7 protein-coding genes are annotated in these 7693 nt (G+C 63.7%); 1 reads left to right on the top strand and 6 read right to left on the bottom strand.

Going from position 1 to position 7693, the window contains the following annotated elements:
- Nucleotides 1-48: 48 nt before the first annotated feature.
- Nucleotides 49-981, top strand: coding sequence for a glyoxylate/hydroxypyruvate reductase A (locus tag ABZ728_RS21455; protein ID WP_366658471.1), 933 nt, complete (start codon nt 49-51; stop codon nt 979-981).
- Here ABZ728_RS21455 and ABZ728_RS21460 read toward each other — a convergent pair.
- From ABZ728_RS21460 to ABZ728_RS21485, 6 genes are all read right to left on the bottom strand, one after another.
- The gene (locus ABZ728_RS21460; protein ID WP_366658473.1) at nt 975-1904 is read right to left on the bottom strand and encodes an NlpC/P60 family protein; all 930 of its coding nucleotides are present in this window, start codon (nt 1902-1904) and stop codon (nt 975-977) included. The genes ABZ728_RS21455 and ABZ728_RS21460 overlap by 7 nt on opposite strands.
- Entirely contained in the window at nt 1901-2254 is a 354-nt protein-coding gene (locus tag ABZ728_RS21465; RefSeq protein WP_366658475.1) for a MarR family transcriptional regulator, read from the bottom strand. The genes ABZ728_RS21460 and ABZ728_RS21465 overlap by 4 nt, the downstream gene beginning before the upstream one ends.
- 43 nt (nt 2255-2297) lie before the next feature.
- Entirely contained in the window at nt 2298-3686 is a 1389-nt protein-coding gene (locus tag ABZ728_RS21470; protein ID WP_366658477.1) for a leucyl aminopeptidase family protein, read from the bottom strand.
- Between the two features lie 169 nt (nt 3687-3855).
- Nucleotides 3856-5133: a TAXI family TRAP transporter solute-binding subunit gene (locus ABZ728_RS21475; RefSeq protein WP_366658479.1), complete on the bottom strand. Its 1278-nt coding sequence runs from the start codon at nt 5131-5133 to the stop codon at nt 3856-3858.
- Between the two features lie 114 nt (nt 5134-5247).
- Nucleotides 5248-5751, bottom strand: coding sequence for a hypothetical protein (locus ABZ728_RS21480; RefSeq protein ID WP_366658480.1), 504 nt, complete (start codon nt 5749-5751; stop codon nt 5248-5250).
- Nucleotides 5748-7154, bottom strand: a complete 1407-nt coding sequence (locus ABZ728_RS21485) for an MFS transporter (protein ID WP_366658481.1) — start codon at nt 7152-7154, stop codon at nt 5748-5750. The genes ABZ728_RS21480 and ABZ728_RS21485 overlap by 4 nt, the downstream gene beginning before the upstream one ends.
- Between the last annotated feature and the right edge of the window lie 539 nt (nt 7155-7693).

Below are 7693 nucleotides of genomic sequence, written 5' to 3' on the forward strand. Positions count from 1 at the left end.
TACCCATGGTCGATATCGAAAACGAACAGCCCCGGGTACCGAAAACCGATGACATTGCTATTTGCATCTTCCGATAAAGAAGACACCGAGAGCTGGGTTCCGGCACTGCGCTCGACCCTGACCGATCGCGAGGTTCGGGCCTATCCGGATATCGGCCGCGAAGACGACATCGACTATGCCCTGGTCTGGAAGCCCGAGCCCGGACTGCTGGCGCGGCTGCCCAATCTCAAGGTAATTTTCTCCATGGGTGCCGGCGTCGACGCCGTGCTCAAGGACGAGACACTTCCGACCCACATACCGCTGGTTCGTATGGTCGACGACAGCCTCACCGAAGGCATGACGGAATATGTCGTCCTGCACGCATTGCGCATACACCGGCAGCTGGAAGCCTATCGGGCGCAACAGGCGCAGCATCTCTGGAACCAGTTGCCCGAGCGGCTCGGCCGGGAACGGCCGGTCGGCGTCATGGGGCTCGGCGTGCTTGGCAGCGATGCGGCGACGATGCTCTCGCGGCTGCGATTCGACGTTGCCGGGTGGAGCCGGTCGCCGAAATCCGTCGACGGCGTCACGAGTTTTCATGGCGAAGAAGGCTTGGACGCATTTCTGCGCCGGACCGAGATCCTGGTCAACCTGCTGCCGCTGACGGCTGAAACGACAGGTATCCTGAACGCCGACACGCTCCGTCGACTGCCGCGCGGCGCGCATGTGATCAATGTCGCCAGGGGGCTTCATGTCGTGGACGCCGATCTGCTCGCCGCCCTGGACGACGAGCACATCGCCAGCGCGACCCTGGATGTGTTTTCAACGGAACCGCTGCCCGCGGACCATCCCTATTGGTCGCATCCGGCGGTCACCATGACGCCGCATGTTGCCAGCGTGACCCATGCCCGCACAGCCATCAGGACGGTGATGGAGAACATCCGCCGCTTCGAGGCGGGCGAACCGCTCCAGAACGTCGTCGATCGCGGTCGCGGCTACTGATCGACCGGTCGCGATTCCAGCGCAGATTCCGACGGCGGAAGTCGCCGTACGGCCGTGACGCCGCGGCCGTCGGCGGCGTGGCAACGGCGGGCCACCGCATCCACCGGATCGATTGATACCGCCATCGCAGCGGCATTGGCGTGAACGATATGTTCATCGTCCACCATTATGCCGATATGCCCCGGGAATGCGACGATGTCTCCCCGGGACCGGTCCCATCGGGCCGCACCGTCACCCCCGGATTCGAAGTCTACGGCGTGGCCGACACCAGCGGCAAGCTGATCGCTGTCGCGCGGGGCGGCGATGCCGCAGGTGCGCAATGCGCATTGAACAAGGCCCGAGCAGTCAAGCCCGGCCGCCGATCGGCCGCCCCAGACATAGGGGGCGTGCAGGAACATGGCCGCAATCGCCGCAATGTCCGACCGGTTGGCGTGCACCAGGTGCCGGCGATGGATGAATCCACCGAGATCCGGAATCGCGGCGAAGTCGCCCTCGACCGGATCGCATATCGGAAGCGACCCCATGGACAGCATCGCGATCACGGGGCTTTTGATATCGCGATGCCGAAAGACCGGTGCCGACAGCGCCGTCACCGGCGATGGGTCAGGCGCGCCGAGAACGGCCGGGCCAAGCGCCGTGGCTGACAAATAACCGACATAACCGTCGACGCCGCTCTGGGCCCAGACCCAATCGTCTTCCCGGTCCTCGAAGACGATTACCGGCTCACCGTACAGAAACTCGGTCACCATCGGGACATCGGCATCGGGCCTTGCCCAAACCGGCGCCACGGGCGCCGCGACCAGCGCCTGTTGTCCGGTGACGAAGGCGTCGGCCCGAACCTGCCCCTTCAGCCGGATATCGGCCAGATCAGGCCGGAAGGCGTTCTGACGCGGATCGAGACCGGCGCCAATATTCATCGTCATTCCTTCGCCTCGGTACTTTCGCTGGCCGTCTCCCGCATGGCGCGGTGGACGATCTCTCCGAACTCGCTGAGATATACCGATCCCTTGACCGTGCGCTGGACCAGAACGTTGCGCTTGTCCGCCTCATCCTGCTTGCGCTTGACGAAACCGAATACGCCCAGGCGGTCAAGGGCACGGGTCACGGCCGGTTTGGAGATGTTGAGCGTCGTTGCCAGACCGCGAACGGTATGCGGCGGCGCCGTCAGATAGACCGTCAGCAACACGGCCAATTGCCGCGCCGTCAGATCGGGACGGTCCTGGCGCACCGTCGTGACGAGCGCCTGACGCCAGACATCCAGTGCGGCCCTCATGCCGGTTCCGCCGCCTCACGCGTCGCGATGGTCATGCCCGCGCTCATCCCTTCGCCGAATATCGGTCCTGCAGCGCAGCAAAGACGGCCCGCATGCCCAGCGCCTCGCCCCCCTTGGGACGGCCCGGCCGTTCAAAAGCGTTCCAGGCAAATGTATCGAGATGCATCCACGGCGTGCCGGCGGAGACAAAATCCCGAAGGAAAAGAGCCGCCGTTATCGCGCCACCCATGCCGCTCTCGCCCGCATTGTTGATATCGGCTACGGTCGAGGAAATCAACTTTCGGTATGGCGCCCATAGCGGCATTCGCCAGATCGGGTCCTCGATCGCCATCGATCCGGCGACGGTTCTGGCGGCAAGGTCGTCGTCGCTGCAGAAGAATGCCGGCAGATCGGCGCCCAGCGCCACGCGCGCGGCGCCGGTCAGGGTCGCGAAATCGACGATGATATCGGGCGATTCGCTGTCGGCTTCACACAGGGCATCGGCCAGCACGACCCGGCCTTCGGCATCGGTGTTGCCGATTTCAACGCTCAACCCCTTGCGGGTCCTGATGATATCGAGTGGCTTGAAGCTGTTGCCGGCAATGACATTCTCGACAGCCGGGATCAGGACACGCAGTCTGACGGGCATATTCGAGGCCATGATCATGCGCGCCAGCCCCAGCGCGTGTGCGCCGCCGCCCATATCCTTTTTCATGTTCAGCATGCCGCCGGCCGGTTTGATGTCGAGGCCGCCGGTGTCAAAGCACACACCCTTGCCGACGATCGTCACCTTGGGGTGGGCAGGATCGCCCCAGGTGAAATCCAGCAGACGCGGTGCGTGGGGCGAGGCCCGTCCGACGGCATGAACGGCCGGAAAATTCTGTTCGAGAAGGTCCTCGCCGACAATGGCAGAGAACGTCGCGCCGAAAGCGTCGGCGAGATCTTTCGCCGCTGCGTGCAAAGCGACGGGAGTCATATCCTCAGCCGGCGTGTTGATCAGATCCCGCACCAGCCAGGTCGCTTCCACCGCCGCGTGGACGTTCCGGCGGTCATCAGCGTCGATACTCAGCAACGCCGGCTGACGGCCCTTTGTGCTCTTGTAGCGGTCGAATCGGTACGCGCCGAGCCCCCAGCCCAGCTGAACCTGATCCGCGACCTCTGACGACGCCGAAGGCGACAGCGCATAGGTGCCGGCCGGCAGGGACATCGGCAGCCCGCCATAGGCGCGCATCGGGTCGCCGTCGTCCGCTCCGACCAGACAACCGCCCAGGCTGCCGTCCGGTGCCGGCAGAAGCTGATGCTGCCCCGGCTCCGCCCGGAAACCGCCGAGTGTGGCCCAGGCGCGCGCAGGCGGGTCCAGAGCCTCCAGGGCCTGCTCCAAATCCGTAGGCTTGACGACTGTGAGGGTCGTGGCGGAATGATCGGCATCGGTGGCAAAACAGGGCAGCGGCACGCGGGATCTCCTCGACAAATGGCGGGTGCCGGAGCGACCGGCCGCCCTCCGGTATGGTTGAGACGGCCCCGGTGACGACAGGCAAGCGGGATCGCGTGCCTAGCATGGGTCAACAGGGGCCCATTTGCCAAGCCCGGCAGGATATCGCGAGGACCGCGAGTTCAGTCGGCTATTGCGTCTGTACGGGTTTTTGCTGCGGCGGCCCGAGTTCCAGCAGTCCCTGGACGACCTCCGGCACCACGATGTTCGATGAATCGCGATCGGTTGCGGCGCCGTCATCGGCCATTGGCGGCGAGACCGGGGGGTCCAGAAGCGGTGCGCCCCCGCCCGACGGATCGTCCCGCACGTCTTGTCCATCCGGCGTTTCGTCCGGCAACAGGTCGATCTCGCGGTAGTAGCGCTCGGCGCCGGGATGCAGTGGCACACCAAGTCCTACGGTCGCCGATTCCAGCCTGATGTCGCTGCCGCGGGGATGCGTCCGCACCAGATCGGCCAATGTATTCGGATTCCACAGTGCACGGGTGATCCCGTAGAGGAGGTCCGGATCGGTATCGGTCGTGGTGACCCAGATCGCCGAGACGGCAATGCTTTCCCATTCGTCGACACCGGGGTAGATGTCGGCCCGGACCGACTCATGAGTGAAGAAGCTGTTTTCCGAGATCAGGGCGTCGATAGCCTCCGGTTCCATCGACAATATTCGAATCGGCATCCGCCTCGCTATGTCCTCGACAGCCAGAAGCGGTGCACCGCCGACGATGGTAAAGGCGTCGAGTTCACCGTTCACCATCATGTCGCTGGCGGGTTCCGCATGCATGTACACCGCCTCGATATCGTCGACGGTCAGGCCGTGAGCCTCCAGGACCAGACGGGAATCGATCAGCGTGCCTGAGCGCAATTCGCCAAGCGATACACGCCGGCCCTCCAGGTCGCGAACCGATTCGATGCCGCTCTCTGCCGGCACCACGAAATGGACGATTTCAGGATACAGACGCGCGATGGCGCGCAGATCGGCGAACTCTTCGTTGCCTTCGTACAGACCGGTTCCGGTTACGGCCCAATGAGCAATGTCTGCCTGTACAAGGCCGCTCTCAAGGACGCCTGCCCCCATATTCTCGATGTTCGCGACGGACCCGGCACTCGCGCTCGCCATGGCAATGAGTCCGGGAACGCCGCAACTGCCGCCCCGGTCGCAGGCCGGCGAACCGGGTGGATTGGAGATGGCGTTGGCGATGACGCCGCCAATGGGAAAATAGGTGCCGCCGATCGACCCGGTTCCAATGCGGAAGAACGTGGTCTGCTCGGCCAGCGCCGCCGGCGCGGCAATCACCGTACAAATGGAAACCACAAGGGCCCGAAGCATTCGCTGACCACCGCCTGACCGATTGCCGGTCGGCCCCCGGAACGGAGCCGCAGGGTGGAAACCGGCTGTGTCGCGTCTGATCGTCATGGGACCCAACTTACAAGATTTTTCGGCCCATCACAGTGGATGCCGGACCGATCGCGGCGGGATGCCTCAATCTATCTGGAAATGGTTTACCAACCCACAAAGGCAGCAAGATGTTCATGGCGTGAAAAACAGTAGTACCGCGCCGTAGGCAATTATCGCCAGACCGATGCCCCGGACCGCCTGCCACGACATCGCCTGCGAAACGATCACCGACAACCCCACTCCCGCCGCGACCGCCAGCATCAGGCCCAGGATCAGCGACACCCAGTCCAGCAGCACGACTGGCACGGCGATAAAGCCGGCCAGCCCGGCCAGAGCGCCGATGACGACAGCCCCGACCAGCATCAGCATCTGTGGCCCCCGGGGCACGGCAGCGACCAATAGCCCGGATATCAGCACCATGCTCGACAGCACGAGGCCGGCGTGCGGAATCCGCACACCCAGCATGAAAGCAACCAGTCCGCCGAGAAGCCCGGCTATGAGACCGATCGGAATCCGCCATTCCACGCCGCCGCCAACGCCGCCTGCGTAAAGGCCGAGACCGCCCAGCAAAGCGAGCATCGTCAGACTGTTGATCGGCATCAGGTAAAAAGGGCCGGTAAGGGCAGTGACGGTCAAGCAGCCTCCTTGGTGGCACCCGGTGCCGGATTCCCGCGCGCTACCGCAAGCGCGGCTGGCCGGTCTGGGCCAGTGTCACCCTTTGGGTCGGCATCACCCGATGGAGGCGCGTCAAGCGCATCGACGCCGGCTACCGAATCGAAATCGAATTCCAACTGAATCCCCTCCTCGGGTTCGTACCGTGGGTCGAGCTCGCTGGCCACGGATGTCGGTGCGATCGCGACATAGTGACTTTGATCTTCCAGCGCCGGCGCAACGCGCCGACGCATGCGCCACAAGGTGAACACGACCATGATCGCACCGGCAAGGGCAATTGCAAAGAACAGTCCGGAGATGCCGAACGGCCGAACCGCCGCCGCACCCGCGATCGGGCCGAGGATGGCGCCGATGCCATAGCACAGCAGCAACCCGGCCGCCGCGGGCACAAGCTGGCTCGGCTGCAGATAGTCGTTCGCATAGGTCAGGCTGATCGGATAGAGGGTATAGGCAATGCCACCGAAGGCGAAGACAAGCGTCAGAATAAGCCATGTCGGAAACTCGCGCCCGAGCCCGATCGCGAATGCGATCAGCGTTACCGCTATGCTGAGCCACAAGATGACGGTGCGCCGGTCAAAGTGGTCGGACAATCGTCCGATCGGCAGCTGAAACAGGAATCCGCCGATGATGGCTGCCGTCATCATGACGGCAACAAAGTCGGTCGTGTCGGTGATCGACCGCGCATATACGGGCGCAAGCGCATTGAAGGCACTGATCACGATACCGGCGACAAAGCACCCCATAACGCCCAGCGGAGAAATCGCGACCAGCGCCCGCAGGCTGAGCCGATCTGAAACGATTTCCGGCGGATTCTGCGATCGCGTCAGTGCCAGGGGAACCAGCGAAAGGCTGATGATCATCGCCACGACGGCGAAAAGCTCGAACCCCGCTGGATCGAATCCCAGCAGGATCAACTGGGACCCACCCGCCGCCAGATAGAAGACGGTCATATAGATGCCCATCACGCGGCCGCGCAGTGCATTGGGGGATTTGGCGTTGAGCCAGCTTTCGATGATCGTCAGCAGACAGGCGATGGAGAACCCGGTGACCATCCTGAGCCCCATCCACAGGAAGTCGTTCGAGTAAAGCGCATGCATCAGGACGCTGGCCGACGCAATCGCCGCAAAGGCGGCAAAGCTGCGAATGTGGCCGACCGCCGATACCAGCCGCTCGCACACCAGGGTTCCGGCCACGAATCCGACCGAGAACAGCGCCATGACCAGACCGATGCGATCGATCGGAACGTCGGCCATATCCATGCGCACGGTCAGCATCGTACCGAGAAGCGAGTTCCCGACGATCATGACGCCCGCGCTGATTATCAACGGCGCCACCGCTGTCAACAGGGTCCGAAACTCGTTGACCATAACCCCACTCCGGAACGCCAGATTGTCTGGAAAACGCCGATGACGGCGCCCGGAGCGGGTAGCACCGACGAGACGGGCCGCACTATCGTACCTGCGCCCCATATCGTCCGGTTATCGCCACTGCTCTGGACATCCGACGGACGGTCAAATCTGGCCGTTTCGCAGTGCGGTGAGAAGGAGGGAATGTGTGCGCAAACCGCTTGGTTGACCTGCCTTTTTCGCATGCATGGGCAGGGAACCAAACGGCTGGTGCGCGCGTATGACGAAGGGCCGACTCCACACCATCATGGTTCTCGTTTAGCGTGCCGGCCCCGGACAGCGCTTCGCGCTTCCGGGGCAGAGATGGAGCGGTGACGCCGCAAAAAATCCCCTGCCCCGGACGCAATGCAGCATGAAATGCTGCTTTGCAGAGCCGGGGCCCACACTGTCAGAGTTCTCGGGGAGCGTGTGGACCCCGGATGACGCTTCGCGTCTCCGGGGTGGAGGCAGGGGCGGATGCTGTGTCGAGAAACACAGTTGCCGAGGAAGAGATCGAGCGG

This window comes from Fodinicurvata sp. EGI_FJ10296 (genome assembly GCF_040712075.1).
GTDB lineage: Bacteria > Pseudomonadota > Alphaproteobacteria > DSM-16000 > Inquilinaceae > JBFCVL01.